The sequence below is a fragment of the Polymorphospora sp. NPDC051019 genome (genome assembly GCF_040683055.1).
GTDB lineage: Bacteria > Actinomycetota > Actinomycetes > Mycobacteriales > Micromonosporaceae > Polymorphospora > Polymorphospora lycopeni.
The window spans coordinates 43,187-57,844 of record NZ_JBFBCH010000031.1; the positions used below are offsets into that span (position 1 = coordinate 43,187).

The following is a 14,658-nucleotide window of genomic DNA, read 5'->3' on the forward strand; positions in this document are numbered from 1 at the left end:
TGACCCGGGTCACACCGGTCAAGCTGGGACGGCTGTCCGACCGACCCGACTCTCTCCTCCGACAAGATGGCGGGCCGCGTTCACGCCCGGGGCGGTCCGTCCAAATCGACCACGCCAGGAACACCCAGCTGGCGCAGCAGAACGCTCAACAACTCGATCTCTACGCGAGTGCCCGCGAATCCGGCCCCTCTGAGCCTGTCTGCGGACGCCCGGGCCTCCTGAAGGCTCCCACCGAAGACCTGACGAAAGACTCTGAGTATCCGGCCACCACCACGCGACTCACTGTTTTCGAGCCGCAGACGGCAGCCCCCGTGCTGAGCCAACAACTCGTCCCGAACCTCGTCCGGCGCGGGCCCCCAGCCACCGTCACACGACACCGTTCCACAGGCACTGCAGTCCCACTCCAAGCCCCAACGGAGCTTGCTGTCGCGCGTGAGCTGCACCGCCCATCCACTGCACGGAGTGCCGCACGTCTGGCAATCACCCGAGAGTCGGGCCGCTTGCTCACTCACTTCGGGCCAGACGATCCCAGGTTTCGGTGTACGTGACCATGACCATCCGGCGCCTTCCGTCCGGCGCGTCCACCCAACTCGCCGGATCACGCAACGCGTCGTGCAACCTCTCGCCCGGCAGCGGCTCCGTGCCGTCCCAGCGGTCGAACGTCGGCTCGGCCAGCTCGATCAACTCCCGTTCGACCAGGTCCGCGACCACCGACGCGAAGCGCGGGGGCAGCTCGCGCTTCGCGACGTCGTCCAGCTTGGACGGACAGGTGGTGTCACCCGTCCTCGCCCACTCCAGCCGGGCACCGTACCCGTCGATGATGTTGTTGAGGTACGCCTCCTCGAATGCACTGATCATCACGGCTTGCTGTTCCAACGTCATTTCATCCCAGACCCGCACGCACCGATTGTGCGCCGCCACGGCAGGACCGACGGGTGAGCCCACCCCGCCCGTGGTCCGGCCGATCGCCGCTGTTCGGGACTGTTCCGAACAGCGCGGGCATAGCAGGCGGAAGTAGCGAACTGCTGGAATCGAGAACATCGATACTCGACCCCTGCCGCCGGAGGCTCGCCCTTCGCCCAGGGAACCGGAAGGGACTGACCATGGCGAACGTTCCTATCCGTGGCCGGCACCGGCCGGCCCCGTCCGGGTGGCCGCGGCCTCCGCCCGGATCCGGGCCGCGGTCCCGATGTCCCCGGCCCGGTGGTGAGCCTCGGCGAGGGTGTCGAGACCGGTCGCCAACCAGGTTCGGGAGCCGACCCGCCGCCACAGGTCGACCGCCGCCTCGGCACGCCGGACCGCCAGCGCCGGCCGGCCGGCCGCGAGTTGCGCCTCGGCGAGGGCGTAGAGGGTCGCCGCCTCGCCCCACACGTTGCCGAACTCCCGGTAGGTCCACAGACTCCGGGCGAGCAGCCGGCGCCCCTCCCCGTACACCCCCTGTCGTACCAGGACGTCGCCCAGCCAGCAGCGGGCGTGGGTGGCGGAGAGGCGGTCACCGAGGGCCTCGCTGATCGCGGCGGCCCGCCGGAAACAATCGGCGGCGAGCGGGTACGCGCCGACGGCCCGATGGCTCTGCCCCAGACATCGCAACGCCTGGGCCTCGCCGGGCCGGTAGCCGGCGGATCGACTCAGCCGCAGACACTGCTCGAATCGTTCCGCGGCGGCCTCGACCCGCCCCTGTTCCAGGTCGATGACGCCGATGCCGTTGGTGACGTAGACCAGACAGTTCACGTTGCCCGCGGTACGGGCCAGTTCGGCGGCCTGCTCGAAGTGGTGGACGGCGGTGTCGTACCGGCCGAGCAGCCGATGCACGTACGCCAGTCCGGCGCTGGCGCTGGCCTGGTAGGCAGGGTCGCCGTCGGTGAGTCGCAGGGCCTGCTCGAAGTGGTCGAGTGCCTCGGCGTACCGGTCCAGAATGGTGGTGAGTTCGCCGAGGCAGCGGTGCAGCGTGCCCGCGCTGTGCCGGTCGCCGGCGGACAGTGCGACCGCGAGAGCCCGGCCCTGCAACCGTTCCCAGTCGTCGAAGTGGCTGCCGACCTGGAAGAACGGTGTCAATGCGGTGGCCAGCCCGGCGGCGGGCGCGATCACGTCGTCGTCCAGCCCCTGGTCGACCACCGCGATCAGAAACCGGCGTTCGTCGTTGAACCACACCACCGGGTCGGCGGTGAGCCGGTCGGCTTCCGGCGTGGGGAGTCGCCACGACACCAGTTCCTCGTGCGACATGACCTGGAAGTCGGCGGCGAGGATGGTCGTGGCACGGTCGGCCAGGGACAGGCAGGCGCCGCGCAGCCGGTCGAGCGCGGCGGCCCGCCACCGTGGAGTGATCTCCTGATCCGCCCGCTCCCGGCCGAGCAGCCGTACGAGGTCATGCACGCGGTAGCGGATTCCGGTGTCGCCGACCGGTCCGATCTCCAGCAGGTGCACCTCGACCAGGTCGTCGAGTATCGCCTCCGCCTGCGACACGCTGGTGTCCAGCATCGCGGCGAGGGCCCAGGCGGCGAAATCCGTGCCCGGCAGCAGACTCAGCATCTGGAGGGCCCGATGGGCGGGCTTGCCCATTCCGCGATAGGTCAGTTCGAGGCTGGCCCGGACGGCGACGTCACCGACGGCGAGTTCGTCGAGCCTGCGCTGCTCGTCCGCGAGCGCCCGGGCGACCCTGACCAGCGGCCAGTGCGGTCGGGCCGCGAGCCGTGCTCCGGCCACCCACACCGCGAGGGGAAGGCCACCACAGGTCCGGACGATGAACCGGGCCGCGTCGGCCTCCGCGACGGTCCGGTCCCGGCCCAGCATCTCGCGCAGCAACGCGAGTCCGGCGGCGGAGTCCAGGACACCCAGGGGTAGCCGGCGGCTGGCCAGGTCCGCCACCGTGGTCCGGCTGGTGACGATGGTGGCGCACCCTTCGCCGCTGGGCAGCAGGTTGCCGATCTGCCGGGCGGATGCCGCGTTGTCGAGGACGATCAGCATCTCCCGCTGGGCCAGCAGGGTGCGGTAGAGGTGGGTGCGGCTGGTCAGGTCCGGGGGCACCGCACCGCCGCGTACGCCGAGGGCCCGCAGGAAGGTGCCCAGGACGGTGTACGGCTCGGCCGGCTCGTCACCGAAGCCCTGCAGATCCGCGTAGAGCTGACCATCCGGAAACCGGGCCACCGACAGGTGCCCGATGCGTACCGCCAGGGCGGTCTTGCCGACCCCGGCCGGGCCGGTGACCAGCAGCGTCACCGGGCCGGCGGCATCCCGGTCGAGCAGCCGTCGAGCCCGCACCACCTCGTCGTCCCGCCCGACGAACAACGGAAGGTCCGGCGGCAGCAGCCGCGGGACCATCGGCCGGCCGGTGGGTGGGGCGAGCGGGTGGCCGGGCTCCTCGGTGCCGGCCCCGTCGAAGGCTGGCGGTGCCGCGGCCTCTGAGCCGATCGGCGGGGCCGGTGGCCGGCCGGATCGGTCGGCCACCGGGGCGACCTCGTCGGGCAGGGCCAGCGCACGGCGTGCCTCGACCCACTCCCGTACCAGGCCCGGGTCGCCGCCGCAGGCGCGCACGAGGGCCGCGACCACATCGTCGGACGGGAGCGAGACCCTGTTGAGCGCGCTCGCGAGGGTGCTGGCCGGCAACTGGTCGCCGGCCATCCTGGCCCGCCGCTCGAGCGCCCGGTATGAGAGTCCAGACATGGATCGCATGGCACGCAACCGGGCAAGGAACTCCGCCCCGGTCCGCACCGTTCCGGGCCGTAGCGACACCGTCACGCATGGCACTTTATCAATGCGCGCCCGGCCGGTCGCACCCGTACTGTCGCCTAACAATCACTTCGGAACGCACCCGCCGCCTCGCGAACCCGGCCGATCGATCACGGCCGCGAGATCCGGTCACGAGACGGGTTCTCCGATGTCTGGACGAGAGACTCCCCGACCCAGCAGCGGGCCGGCGATCTCCCACATCCTGTCGGTCAACGGGACCGGGCGCAGCGAGACCGGGTCGAGGTTCACCAGCACCCGGCTCCCCTCGGCGTGGCGGACCGAGTGCGTGGTCGACAGCACCTCGAAGCGATAGGTGACACTGGTGCGCCCCGCCCGCTCCACCCAGAAGTGCACGTCGACATCGCACATCCCGACAATCGGCGCGTGGTACGTGATTGTCAGCTCTCGTACCACCTGGACCGATTCACGCGGGTTCGGAGCCCAGCCGGCTTCAAGCCAGTAGTCGATCACAGCCCGGTCGAACAGCACGGCGTAGCCGGCATGATGCAGGACGCCGAAGCCGTCGAGATCGTCAAGATATACGCGCTGACGTGTGACGACACCCTCGGCGATGTCGATGGTCATCTGCCCTCCTCAACAATACAACCGATCGGTCGCATAGTAGGGGGTCGCCAAGCTTTACGTCCAGTCGGTCGCATAAGCTACGGGGATGACTTCGGTGGACGGTCGGCGACGGCGCGGCGATGCCACCCGGCGCACCGCTGCCCGAAGCGCCGCGATGACGGCGACGGTCGGTGGGCTGGAATCGGTGACGGTGGGCGGACTCGCCGCGTCGACCGGGTTGAGCAAGAGCGGGATCCTCACGGTGTTCGGCAGCCGCGAGGCCATCCTGCTCGCCGCCGTCGCCGAAGCCCGCCAGATCTACATCGACACCGTGATCGCACCCGGGTGGGGAGCACAGCCGGGACGGGACCGACTACGCGCCCTCGTGGACTCGTGGTTCTCGTGCCTACGTCGCAGAGTCTTCCCGGGAGGGTGCTTCATCACGGCGACATCCAGCGAGTACGGCCACCGGGAGGGACCCGTCGCCGACGCGATCCGCAAACTCAAGCGGGAATGGCTGGATCTCATCGAGTCCGAGCTTGCGGTCGCGGGCTCCCTCGATCCGCCCGGCGACGCGTTTCGCATCGACGCGTTCCTCAGCGCCGCCAACACGCGGTTCCAACTGTTCGACGACGAGACCGCGCTTGAGCGCGGGCGACACCTCGCGCTCGAGGTCATCGACCGACACTCCTGAACGACTCGCGCCCCTCACCCGCCCGAGATCTCTGGGCCGAGACGGCAGCTCAGCCCAGCAGCTCTTCCGTGAGGTCCATCAAGCGTCCGGCGTTCTGCGGATCGAGCGTGGGGAAGCTGAGCGGAAGTCGCTTGTTCCGGTCGACTGCGGTCAGCGGCGCGGCTGGCGGCGCGTCCAGGAACTGGTGAATGGGGGCCACCGCGTCCGCGACCGGGCGGGCCGCCACCGACACCGCCGCCAGCAGGCCGCGGACGACCAGCGGGAGCGGGCTGCGGTCGCCGCTCTTGGTGAAGCCGGGATGGTAGAGCACGTATCGGGCGCGGCTGCCGGACCGTTGGGCGAAGCCCACGCCGAGCAGGTCGTTGGCTCGACCGGCCTGCAGTTGCGCGGCGACGACCGAGTAGCCCGACGTCAGTTGCGGGTCGGCCCAGCGGACCCCGCCTTTGGTGACGCCGACGCCTGCGATGTTCACGATTACCGGCGCGGTAGCCCGGTCCATCGCCGCACGCAGGCCGAAGCTGAGCAGATAGCGACTGAGGTAGTAGAGCGCGAACGTACGCTCCAGCCCCTCGACGGTCTCGATTCGACGCGGCGCCACCGCGTTGGCGAACAGCGTCAGCGCGTCCACGACGTGGTACTCGGTGAGGATGTGCTCGACGACCTGTCGCGTCTCGGTCACGCTGGAGAGGTCGACGGGAAGGAAGGTGACAGATCCGCCCGCCAGCGCCTCGCCGCGTTCGCGGTTGCGGCCGAGCACCACGACCCGGTCACCGCGTTCGGCCCGACCGAGGGCGAATGCGCGCCCCATTCCGTTGGTGCCACCACTGACCACCACGACTCCCATGTCGCCTCCGTTACCGTTCTCCACTGACCATGCTCATCCTGGGCAGATGATCGACGGAGGCGAAAGAAGGCACTTTCATGGCCACAAGGAACACCGGTGTTCGTACCACGCTGGACAGCCACCGGTTGCCGATTCCCGTTCCGATCGACGAATACGAGTGTTGCCCGGTCACAGACGTGTTGCGGCGGGTGAGTGACAAGTGGACGCTGTTGCTGATCACCCTGCTCGGCCAGCAGCCGTACCGGTTCAACGAGTTGCACCGGGCGGTGGAGGGGATCAGTCAGCGGATGCTCACCCGGACGCTGCGCGTGCTGGAGAGCGACGGCCTGGTCGAACGGGAAGTGTTTCCGACGTCGCCGCCGAGCGTCGAGTACCGGCTGACGGCACTGGGCGCCAGCCTGCTGGAGCCACTCTCGGCGCTGGCCAGCTGGGCGGTCGACCACCACGCCGAGATCGCCGCGTCCAGAACCGGTACCGGGTATCCGAGGCGGGCAGGCCGGCCCCGGGCGGGATTCCCGCCGTCACCTCCAGATCGTCCCGGGCACGGACCGTTCGAGCATCGTACGGATGAGCCGTCGAACTGACACCCGCCGAGTCCGAAGGCTCTGCGCCGGTCGAGTGGCCGGCATCGACAGTCGCGTGCTACCCAGGGCCGGCGGGCAGGACGACCGCCCGCGGCGGTGGACCGCATATCCGAATGGATCGACCGGACCGAACGGTTCCTCGGCGCGACCTTCCTCGCCCTGGTCCTGCTCCTCGTCCTCGTCCAGGTCCTGCAACGGATCACCATCGGTAGCGGCTGGGCGTGGACCGGCGAGATCGCCAAGTACGGCATGGTCTGGTCCACCTTCATCCTCGCCGGCCACCTGCTCCGCCGTGGGCTGCACCTGCGGCTGGAGGTCATCGACCGGTGGCTCGGCCCGCGCTCCGAGCGGCTGGTGACCCGACTCACCGACGCGCTGGTCGCGCTGATCTGCATCGGCCTGACCTGGGCCGGTTACGGGCTGGTCACCGCCCCGTTCGTCGGCGCCGCGCCGGCGTCGGGCCGTCGCTGCGGATCGTCTACCTGATCTCCGTGGTCGGGCTCGGCCTGACCGCCCTCGCCGCCACCGGCCAGGCCCTGTTCGGCCGGCCGGCGGACGACCGGCGGGCGAAGTCCGGCCCCGCGGTCGAAGGAGCGATCTGACCATGGCCATCACACTGCTCGGCATCGCCATCGTCGTGCTGCTGTTCCTGCGGGTACCGGTCGCCTTCGCGATCCTCGGCCCGTGCGTGACGTATCTGCTCGCCACCGGACAGTCGCTCGAACTCGGCCTGCGTACCACCATCAACGGCATCGACAGCTGGCCGCTGCTCGCCGTACCGCTCTTCGTCCTGCTCGGGGTCATCGCCAACCGGGCCGGGATCGCCGAACGGCTCTTCGACTTCGCCATGGCCCTGCTCGGCCGGGTCCGCGGCGGCATGGCGTACGTCAACGTCGGCTCCAGCGTCGGCTTTTCCTGGATGAGCGGATCGGCGCTGGCCGACGCCGCCGCCCTCGGCGCGATCCAGGTGCCGGCGATGCGCAAGCAGGGCTACCCGCAGAACTTCTCCGTCGGACTCACCGGCGCCTCCACGCTCATCTCCCCCGTGATGCCACCGAGCATCCCGGCGGTGGTCTTCGCCTCCGTCGCGGCCGTCTCGACCGGCGCGCTGTTCGCCGCCGGCGTGATCCCGGCGCTCCTGATCGCCGCCGGCCTGCTGGTCTACGTGGTGATCTGGTGCCAGCGGCAGACCTTCCTCAAGGCGGGCAAGTTCGACGGCCGGCTCGTCAGGCGTACCGGGGTCCGGGCCCTCGCGCCCGCGGTGACCCCGGTCCTGATCATCGCCGGGATCCTCGGTGGCTTCGTCACCCCCACCGAGGCCGCCGGGGTCGGCTGCCTGTACCTGCTCGTTCTCGGCCTCTGCTACCGGACCATCACCCCGCGCCAGCTGCCGTCGATCCTGCGCGAGGCGGCGGTGACGGCCGCCGCGATCATGCTGATCATCGGCTCGACGTCGCTGCTCGGCTGGATCCTCGCCCGGGAGCGCATCCCCGGCATGGTCGCCGAGCGGGTGACCGGACTCACCGACGATCCGGTGGTCTTCCTGATCCTGGTCAACGTCATCCTGATCCTGCTCGGCACCATCATGGAGCCCACCTCGGCGCTGGTGCTCAGCGTGCCGATCCTGCTTCCGGTGGCCACCCAGTTCGGCGTCGATCCGATCCACTTCGGAGTGATCGTCGTCCTCAACCTGATGATCGGCCTCATCACCCCGCCGATCGGCCCGGTCGCGTACGTGCTGAGTTCGGTCACCGGAATCCCCGTCGGCGCGGTGTTCCGGGGTCTGCTGCCCTTCCTGATTCCCCTCATCGCCGTACTGCTCATCGTCACCTTCGCGCCCGGCCTCGTCCTCTGGCTGCCCGGCCTGCTCACCCCCTGACCGTCCGCGGCCGGGCCACGCCCCGGCTCGTCCCACCCCCGGAAGGAGCTCCCCGACAGTACCGTCGGGCGTCGGGAATCCTCCTCCCACACCACCCCGGCGACCTCGCTCAGGATCCGGTAGTCGGTGCCGAACAGGTCGCGGTCCTCGTCGAACCCGGCCAGCGACTCATCGGGGCCGCGGAACATCCCTTCCGCCAGCGCGGGCTGGGCGCGCAGAGTGGCCAACAGCTCCGGACTCACCTTGGCCGGCATCAGCCACATCGACATGGTGAGGCAGCGTACTGCCGCCGTCCGACACCGCCGCTGGCGAAGCCTCGGTGTCGCTGACCTCGACGCGCACCTGGCAGCGGCGGATGCTGTTCGTGGCTAGGCACCGGTCCGACCCACCTGTCGGCCCGGCGGTTCGAGGAGGCGTTGCAGCAGCAACAGGCCGCTCTGGAGGTCGGCGCTCCCGTCGAGCAGCCACTGGGTGCTGAGGCCGTCGGCCGCCGCGAGGACGAGCGAGGCCGCTTCGTCCAGAGGGATGTCGGACCGGACGCTTCCCGCCGCCCGGCCTTCCTCGAGAAGGGTCACGATCGTCGCCCTGAGGTTGGCGTACCGCTCGGAGAAGTGCGCCCGCGAGTGGTCGTTGCCGGCCTCCAGCGCATGGGCCACCATGCTGTTCAGCAGGGCCATCAGCCCCGGCACCCGCATGCTGTGTTCGGCTGATCGTTGGATCAGGTCGACGAAGGTGTCGTCGTCCTCGGACGGGACGTCCAGGAATCGGCGGTCGTGCTCCCGCAGCACCTCGATGAAGAGCTGTTCGCGGGTGCCGAAGTGGTGCTTGAGCACCGGATGCGTCACGCCGATCGCCTCACCGATGGCGCGCAGCGAGGTGCCCTCGAACCCCAGCCGGTCGTAGACCGCCAGCACCTCGTCGATGATCTGCTGCCGCCGCGCAAGTCCCTTCGAGTACGGCCCCCGCTTCGACGAGCCCTCCCGCCGGGCGGGTCGGGGTTCCCGGTCGGTCATGGCACTACCTCCAAAGCGGTCGACGCGCGGTGGAGCGCGGCTCACTCGATCCTATGACCACCGCCACCAAAATATCCGATCGGATATTTTCATGCTACCGTCTGCTGGACGCCGGATCGCGTCACCACCCCCGGACAGCCGCGAGTGAGCACCCGCACCGGCACCCGGTCACCGACACGCAGGAGGAAACGGCATGGCATGGCAGTTGTTCAGGATCGGACGCTGGTCGTTCCGACACCGGCGGACCGTGACGGGAATCTGGGTCCTGCTGCTTCTCGTCGTCGCTCTCGGGGCGGCGACCCTGTCGGACAAGACGAACGACAGCTTCGAGCTGTCCGGTATCGAGTCGACGCAGGCCTTCGACCTGATCAGGGACCGCGATCCCACGGCCGCACCGGAAGGCGCTACGGCGAGGGTGGTGTTCCAGGCGCCGGACGGCGAGTCACTGGCAGACCCGGCCAACCAACAGGCTGTGTCCGACGCGCTCGCGGCGCTGAGGACGAGCGGCGTCGTGTCGATCCTCGACCCGTTCGCCGCGGGGACGATCACCGAGGACGGGCGTACCGGCTACGCCTCGGTCAGCTACGCCCGGAGCGCGGTCGATCTGTCCCAGGCGGACCGGGAGGCCCTCGAAGCCGCCCGTGATGTCGCCGAGGAGGCAGGGCTGACGGCCACCATCGGTGGAGACGTGATCGGCGTGGAGATCGGCGGGGCGCTCGCCGAACTCATCGGCGTCGCCATCGCCTTCGTGGTGCTGGCCCTCACCCTCGGGTCGCTCGTCGCGGCCGGGATGCCGCTGCTGACCGCGCTGGTCGGCGTCGGCATCGGTATCACCGCCATCGCCACCCTGACCGGGTTCGTCGAACTCGGCACCACGACCCCCGCGCTCGGCACGATGCTCGGGCTGGCGGTCGGCATCGACTACGCGCTGTTCATCCTGTCCCGCTATCAGGCCGAGGCACGCCGGGGCCGCCCGCTGGAGGAGGCAGCCGGCCGCGCCGTGGGCACCGCGGGCACCGCGGTGGTGTTCGCCGGCCTCACGGTCGTCATCGCACTCGTCGGCCTCGCCGTGTGCGGCATCGGATTCCTCACCGAGATGGGGCTGGCCGGAGCGTTCAGCGTCACTCTCGCCGTACTCATCGCGCTCACCCTGCTGCCCGCACTGCTCGGTTTCGCCGGCACCCGCGTCACGAAGCGAAGTCCTCGCGCCGGGCAAGAGCACACCGACGCCGAACCGAACCCCGGCGAGCCACGCACCCTCGGTCGCCGCTGGATCGAGGGCCTGGCCCGGTTCCGCTGGCCCGCGCTCCTGGCCGGGATCGTGGCCGCCGCCGTGGCCGCCGTCCCCGTAGCCTCCCTGCAGCTCGCGCTGCCCGACGACAGCACCAAGCCCGCGGGCAGCGACGTACGCCTTGCCTACGACCTCATCGACGAGCACTTCGGCGCCGGAGCCAACGGCCCGCTGCTCGTCGTCATCGACACCAAGGAAGCCCCGGACCCGGCCGCCGCCGTCGCGACCGCCACCGAGCGGCTGCAGACGCTGGCGACCCGAGACGACTCCAACATCGCCGCCCTGGTCCCTGCCGTTACCAGCGACAGCCCGCAGGCGCGGCAGTCCTACCTGCGGCAGCTCGACACGGCACAGTTCGCGACGCTCACGGTGATCCCGCACTCCGGACCGTCGGACGAATCCACCAAGGACCTCGTCGCGGACATCCGAGACACGCTGTCGGACCTGCCGGACCAGAGCGGGGCCCGGGCACTGGTCACCGGCGTCACCGCGGTCGGCGTCGACATCTCCAACGAGCTGACCGAGGTGTTCCCGCTCTACCTCGCCGTCGTCGTGGGTCTGGCCTTCATCCTGCTCATCGCGGTGTTCCGCTCGATCTGGGTGCCTGTCAAGGCAGCGCTCGGCTTCCTGTTCTCCGTCGGCGTCTCCCTGGGGGCGACAGTCGCGGTCTTCCAATGGGGCTGGCTCAACGAACTCGTCGGTCTCGACACCACCGGCCCGGTGCTGTTCCTGCTCCCGATCCTGCTCACCGGCATCCTGTTCGGCCTGGCGATGGACTACGAGGTCTTCCTCGTCACGCGCATGCGAGAGGCCTACGTCCACGGCGCACCAGCGCGTCAGGCGGTCATCGACGGGTTCACCCACAGCGCCCGCGTCGTGGCGGCCGCCGCCCTCATCATGGTCGGCGTGTTCGCGGGCTTCACCCTCACCGACGACATCATCCTCAAGACCATCGGCTTCGCCCTCGCCATCGGCGTCCTCGTCGATGCGTTCCTGGTCCGCATGCTCATCGTTCCGGCCACCATGCTCATCCTCGGCCGGCGAATCTGGTGGATGCCCCGCTGGATGGGCAGGCTCGTGCCGACCTTGGACGTCGAGGGCGAGGAACTCGCGAAGCACCTCGCACCACGCTGACCAACCCACCGGTGCGTGCCTCGACGCAGGCGCATCATCGCCCTGGCCGAGTCGATCGCCGCCTCGGCCAGGGCGCGAACTCGACGTCGCGCCCACGTCAATCGAGGGTCATCGGCCCGATTAGGCGGATCTCCTCGACGTCCAGTCGAGCCTGCAGTTCGCGCAGCACGGCCTCGTCGATCTCCCGGGCGTCGCGCATCCGGGTGATCTCGCGCCGCTTGTGGTCCAGCGCCGCCAGCCGCAGTCGGCGCTCGACCTCTTGGGCGCCGCCCGACTCGTCGTCCTGCCCGGCCCGCAGTGCGCCGAGGTGTCCCTCGTAGTCGCCCCGCAGCCGCTGCACGCTCTCCGGATCGGCGCCGACCCGGTCGGCGATGTCCGGCAACGCCGTGAGCGTGGCCTTGGTGGCCAGGACCTGCGCCTGCCGCGCCTCGTCGGCACGTTCCGGGTCGCCGGAGAGCCCTGCCCAGTTCATCAGCAACGGCAGCGTGGTCCCCTGCACGAGCATCGTCAGCAGGATCACCGTCGCGACACAGAAAATGATCAGATCGCGCTCCCGGACCGGCTCCCCGTTGACGGTCAGCGGGACGGCGAGCGCCGCCGCCAGGGAGACGGCCCCCCGGAACCCGGCCCAGCCGGCGACGGTACGCACCCGCCAGTTCACCCGCCGCCCGCGACTGGACTCCCGTCTGTCCACCACCCGGGCGACAGCGGCGGTCAGGTGCAGCCAGAGCATCCGGACCGCGACCAGCACCCCGGCCACGACGACCGCGATGGCGATCGCGCGCATCAGCGAGGTGCTGGTGACGTCCCGTACCGCCCTCGGGATCTGCATCCCCAGCAGCACGAAGAGTCCGCCGTTGATAAGGAAGGTGGTGAGGTCCCAGAACGACAGCGCCAGCACCCGCGACCGGGCCCGGATCACCCGAGGGCTGGCGAAGGCGACCAGCAGCCCGGCGGCCACCACGGCGAGCACGCCGCTCTCATGGATGGATTCGGCGAGGAAGAAGGCGGCGAACGGGGTCAGCACGCTCAGCGCCCCCTCCCGCAGCGGGTCGTCCAGGCGCTTGCGGATCAGGATCACCACCGTGCCGACCAGCAGGCCGGCCGCGATGCCGCCGAGGAAGGACAGGCCGACCTTCTCGACGAGTTCGATGGCGTTCGGAGCCGCGTGCCCGCCGAGCAGTCCGAGCGCGATGGCGAACAGCACCAGGGCGGTGCCGTCGTTGATCAGGCTTTCGGTGTGCAGGGTGGCGAGCAGGCGTCGGGGCATCCGCTTGGCCAGGCCGGCCACCGCCGCCGCGTCGGTCGGGGCGAGCACCGCGCCGATCACCCAGGCCACCGCCGGGTCGACGCCGAACCGCTGTACCACCAGCGACACCGCCACCATCGTGACACCGACCAGCCCGATCGCCAGCAGAGCGATGACCACGATGTTCGCCCGTACCTCCCGCAGGCTGGTGGTCAGACTCTCCCGGTAGAGGATCGCCGGCAGGAACAGCAGCAGCACCACCTCGGGGGCGAGGATCACATGGGACAGCGGTGGCAGGAGCGCGAGCAGCGCGCCCAGGCTGATGAGCAGGACCGGTGGCGCGACCCGGTAGCGGCCACCGATGGTGGTGCCAACCAGCACGGTGACGCCCAGCGTGATGATCAGCAGCAGTTCCGGCACATCGCCCCCGTCCGTCCTCGCTCACATGGTGGTACCTACGCCGGCCGCCCGCCCCGGAATCGGCGGACCGGGGCGCTGAGGGGCGGATCGCCGCCCCGGTCCGCTTGACACCCCCGTCACCTGGCGCACTCGAGCCCAGGCAGGTCGTACGTCTTGCACATGACCGTGGCCGCGTGGCGGGCCGCCGCCGCGTAGGGGATGTGCGCGTGGGGCGGGTAGCCGAGCGGGGCATGGATCTCGTCGGCGGCCATCCCACGCCACGCCCCCGGATCCGGCATGACGGCTCCGCGATAGGACAATCGCGTCATGGGTACCTTCATGACAGCGGAGCAGATCGCCGACCGAACGTCACGTGCCGTCGACGCGGCTGTCCGCGCGGGGCGCGGTCTCGGGCTCACCGTGACCGATGCCCGGGTGCTCTACGACGTGTTCTCCGTCGTTGTCCACCTCGCACCCTCGCCGGTCGTGGCCCGGGTTCTCACCGTGTTGCCGCACCACGCGGATCTCGACAGCCAGGCGAGCCGACAGCGGGCGGAACTGGACGTGGTCGGGTGGCTCGCAGACCAGGGAGTCCCCGTCATTCCTCCCAGTTCCCTCGTTCCGCGCGAACCTGTTCTGGTCGACGGATTCTCGATGACGTTCTGGCAGTTCGTCGAGAAGGCCCCGGCCACGGAGCCCGACTACGTGGCGAATGCCGGCCTGGTCACCGATCTGCACGCCGCCATGCGCGCCTACCCGGGTGAGTTGTCGTTCCTGTCCGCGGCCGAACCGCGGTTCATCGAAGACAGCATCGCTCGGCTCGACGGACGCCCCGACCTCATCGACCCGGCCGACCTGGACCGCGCGCGCCGCGAATGGCAGGTCCTGGAACCTGTGGTGCGCTCACGCACGGCGTTCGAGAAGAAGTTCCCGGGGATCGACCTGCAGCCCATCCATGGCGACTGCCCGGCGGTGAACATCTTCCACGAGGTGGACGGAGACTTGTACGCCGACTTCGAGATGGTGACGCTGGGGCCGGTCGAGTGGGACCTGGCCGGCCTCGGCCCCGAGTGCGAAGCCGCCTACAACCGTGAAGCACGGCGCAAGGGCATGCGGCAGTTGAACGAGGACGTGCTGCGCTTCGTCAACGCCGTGGGAATGCTGCGAGGCGTTGCCAGCCTCGCGCTCGCGCCACAACTGCCCCTGCTGGCGGATGCTGCCGGGGAGCTTTCCGCGCAGTGGCGGTCGATGCCGTTCGCCGGAGGCCTGGTGGGCTGACGG

At 70.1% G+C, this 14,658-nt stretch carries 13 protein-coding genes; 6 read left to right on the plus strand and 7 right to left on the minus strand.

Annotated elements, in window-relative coordinates; genetic code table 11:
- Positions 1 to 504 precede the first annotated feature (504 nt).
- The 3 genes from AB0M79_RS33500 to AB0M79_RS33510 all read right to left on the minus strand — a co-directional run bounded on the left by AB0M79_RS33500 (position 505) and on the right by AB0M79_RS33510 (position 4,311).
- On the minus strand, positions 505 to 1,041 hold the full coding sequence (locus AB0M79_RS33500) for a hypothetical protein (protein ID WP_364221871.1): 537 nt from the start codon (positions 1,039 to 1,041) through the stop codon (positions 505 to 507).
- A 75-nt stretch (positions 1,042 to 1,116) separates the two neighbouring features.
- Positions 1,117 to 3,660, minus strand: a complete 2,544-nt coding sequence (locus tag AB0M79_RS33505) for a tetratricopeptide repeat protein (RefSeq protein WP_364221874.1) — start codon at positions 3,658 to 3,660, stop codon at positions 1,117 to 1,119.
- Positions 3,661 to 3,855: 195 nt separating this feature from the next.
- Positions 3,856 to 4,311 (minus strand): hotdog domain-containing protein, encoded by a 456-nt coding sequence (locus tag AB0M79_RS33510; RefSeq protein WP_364221877.1) that lies wholly within the window; start codon positions 4,309 to 4,311, stop codon positions 3,856 to 3,858.
- A gap of 154 nt (positions 4,312 to 4,465) precedes the next feature.
- Here AB0M79_RS33510 and AB0M79_RS33515 point away from each other — a divergent pair, with 154 nt between their 5' ends.
- Entirely contained in the window at positions 4,466 to 4,984 is a 519-nt protein-coding gene (locus AB0M79_RS33515; RefSeq protein ID WP_364221880.1) for a hypothetical protein, read from the plus strand.
- A gap of 49 nt (positions 4,985 to 5,033) precedes the next feature.
- On the opposite strand, the gene AB0M79_RS33520 is transcribed toward AB0M79_RS33515, so the two are convergent.
- Positions 5,034 to 5,828, minus strand: a complete 795-nt coding sequence (locus AB0M79_RS33520) for an SDR family NAD(P)-dependent oxidoreductase (RefSeq protein ID WP_364221883.1) — start codon at positions 5,826 to 5,828, stop codon at positions 5,034 to 5,036.
- A gap of 77 nt (positions 5,829 to 5,905) precedes the next feature.
- Between AB0M79_RS33520 and AB0M79_RS33525 the strand changes: the two genes are divergently transcribed.
- The 3 genes from AB0M79_RS33525 (at position 5,906) to AB0M79_RS33535 (ending at position 8,291) form a co-directional block, all read left to right on the plus strand.
- Positions 5,906 to 6,412 (plus strand): helix-turn-helix domain-containing protein, encoded by a 507-nt coding sequence (locus AB0M79_RS33525; protein WP_364221886.1) that lies wholly within the window; start codon positions 5,906 to 5,908, stop codon positions 6,410 to 6,412.
- A gap of 96 nt (positions 6,413 to 6,508) precedes the next feature.
- Positions 6,509 to 6,898, plus strand: a complete 390-nt coding sequence (locus tag AB0M79_RS33530; protein ID WP_364221889.1) for a TRAP transporter small permease subunit — start codon at positions 6,509 to 6,511, stop codon at positions 6,896 to 6,898.
- Positions 6,899 to 7,016: 118 nt separating this feature from the next.
- On the plus strand, positions 7,017 to 8,291 hold the full coding sequence (locus AB0M79_RS33535) for a TRAP transporter large permease (RefSeq protein WP_364221892.1): 1,275 nt from the start codon (positions 7,017 to 7,019) through the stop codon (positions 8,289 to 8,291).
- A 368-nt stretch (positions 8,292 to 8,659) separates the two neighbouring features.
- Here the strand turns inward: AB0M79_RS33535 and AB0M79_RS33540 are convergent, their stop codons facing one another.
- On the minus strand, positions 8,660 to 9,304 hold the full coding sequence (locus tag AB0M79_RS33540) for a TetR/AcrR family transcriptional regulator (protein ID WP_364221895.1): 645 nt from the start codon (positions 9,302 to 9,304) through the stop codon (positions 8,660 to 8,662).
- A gap of 247 nt (positions 9,305 to 9,551) precedes the next feature.
- Here AB0M79_RS33540 and AB0M79_RS33545 point away from each other — a divergent pair, with 247 nt between their 5' ends.
- Positions 9,552 to 11,729, plus strand: a complete 2,178-nt coding sequence (locus tag AB0M79_RS33545) for an MMPL family transporter (protein WP_364221898.1) — start codon at positions 9,552 to 9,554, stop codon at positions 11,727 to 11,729.
- Positions 11,730 to 11,826: 97 nt separating this feature from the next.
- On the opposite strand, the gene AB0M79_RS33550 is transcribed toward AB0M79_RS33545, so the two are convergent.
- Positions 11,827 to 13,398: a Na+/H+ antiporter gene (locus AB0M79_RS33550; RefSeq protein WP_364221901.1), complete on the minus strand. Its 1,572-nt coding sequence runs from the start codon at positions 13,396 to 13,398 to the stop codon at positions 11,827 to 11,829.
- Between the two features lie 116 nt (positions 13,399 to 13,514).
- Positions 13,515 to 13,676, minus strand: a complete 162-nt coding sequence (locus AB0M79_RS33555) for a hypothetical protein (RefSeq protein WP_364221904.1) — start codon at positions 13,674 to 13,676, stop codon at positions 13,515 to 13,517.
- Between the two features lie 28 nt (positions 13,677 to 13,704).
- Here AB0M79_RS33555 and AB0M79_RS33560 point away from each other — a divergent pair, with 28 nt between their 5' ends.
- A complete protein-coding gene (locus AB0M79_RS33560; RefSeq protein ID WP_364221907.1) occupies positions 13,705 to 14,655 on the plus strand; it encodes a phosphotransferase in 951 nt (316 codons plus the stop codon).
- Positions 14,656 to 14,658 lie beyond the last annotated feature (3 nt).

Coding starts and splice junctions, on each gene's coding strand:
- AB0M79_RS33500 (WP_364221871.1), bottom strand. CDS start 1,041: ATGTTCTCGATTCCAGCAGTTCGCTACTTCCGCCTGCTATGCCCGCGC.
- AB0M79_RS33520 (WP_364221883.1), bottom strand. CDS start 5,828: ATGGGAGTCGTGGTGGTCAGTGGTGGCACCAACGGAATGGGGCGCGCA.
- AB0M79_RS33510 (WP_364221877.1), bottom strand. CDS start 4,311: ATGACCATCGACATCGCCGAGGGTGTCGTCACACGTCAGCGCGTATAT.
- AB0M79_RS33525 (WP_364221886.1), top strand. CDS start 5,906: ATGGCCACAAGGAACACCGGTGTTCGTACCACGCTGGACAGCCACCGG.
- AB0M79_RS33560 (WP_364221907.1), top strand. CDS start 13,705: ATGGGTACCTTCATGACAGCGGAGCAGATCGCCGACCGAACGTCACGT.
- AB0M79_RS33540 (WP_364221895.1), bottom strand. CDS start 9,304: ATGACCGACCGGGAACCCCGACCCGCCCGGCGGGAGGGCTCGTCGAAG.
- AB0M79_RS33555 (WP_364221904.1), bottom strand. CDS start 13,676: ATGCCGGATCCGGGGGCGTGGCGTGGGATGGCCGCCGACGAGATCCAT.
- AB0M79_RS33505 (WP_364221874.1), bottom strand. CDS start 3,660: ATGTCTGGACTCTCATACCGGGCGCTCGAGCGGCGGGCCAGGATGGCC.
- AB0M79_RS33535 (WP_364221892.1), top strand. CDS start 7,017: ATGGCCATCACACTGCTCGGCATCGCCATCGTCGTGCTGCTGTTCCTG.
- AB0M79_RS33515 (WP_364221880.1), top strand. CDS start 4,466: ATGACGGCGACGGTCGGTGGGCTGGAATCGGTGACGGTGGGCGGACTC.